The organism is Brevundimonas sp. UBA5936, assembly GCA_002430835.1.
In the GTDB taxonomy this organism is placed as follows: Bacteria; Pseudomonadota; Alphaproteobacteria; order Caulobacterales; family Caulobacteraceae; genus Brevundimonas.
The window spans coordinates 1-699 of record DJDA01000117.1 but is presented as its reverse complement, the minus strand read 5'-3'; the positions used below and the strand labels follow the sequence as shown (position 1 = coordinate 699).

General features: G+C 69.1%; 1 protein-coding gene and 1 pseudogene. One reads left to right on the top strand and one right to left on the bottom strand.

Features of this window, described 5'->3' with window-relative positions; translation table 11 throughout:
• Positions 1-300 (bottom strand): annotated as a pseudogene (locus B2Y21_RS12095) (endonuclease III); the annotation flags it as partial.
• Between the two features lie 137 nt (positions 301-437).
• On the opposite strand from B2Y21_RS12095, the gene B2Y21_RS12090 reads away from it, so the two are divergent.
• A partial coding sequence (locus B2Y21_RS12090) for a biotin/lipoyl-binding protein (RefSeq protein ID WP_292060068.1) occupies positions 438-699 on the top strand: 262 nt, incomplete at its 3' end.

Genomic DNA, 699 nt, shown 5'->3' with positions numbered 1-699 from the left:
GGCGACGGCGAACAGGGCCTTGGTCGCCTTGTTGACCCCCACGTCGGTCGCCTGGGCCGACAGGGCGACGGCCACCACCAGGGTGTAGGGATTGACGAAATCCAGCTCGGTCTTCGGATCGGGCATGACGCCTGACAGGCGGACGAAGATCTCCTCCACCCGATCCTCATCCGGCGGCCAGCTGATAATGGCGCCGACGGGGGCCTTCTTCGGCTGGCGCGAACGCTTGCCCGGCGGCGGGGTCAGCCCGGCCTTCTGAACGGCCTTCTTCTGGCGGGAGGCGGATTTCAACGGAGCCATGCCCCCGCTTCGCCTCCCCCGCGCCCGGCGTCAATGTCGCGCGCTCGCGACGCTGCGACAAAAAATCGCAGTCGCGCCTTGTATTCTGGACTGCGCCGTCCATTTTACGCGCGAAATCGAAGCGAGCTGTCTCCCCCATGGCCCTCCCCGCCCCGCTCAAGAAGCGCCTGCCCCTGATCGTCGCCAGCGTCGTCGGCCTGGGCCTCGTCGTCGGCGGCGTGGTCTGGTGGCAGGGCAAGCAGCGCTGGGAAGGCACCGACAACGCCTTCGTCCAGGCCGACACCGTCGCCGTCAGCCCGCGCATCGGCGGCGAGGTGGTCGAGGTTCTGGTCAAGGACAACCAGCGCGTCGAGGCCGGTCAGGTGCTGGTCCGGCTGGACGACGCGGACGCCCGCGCCG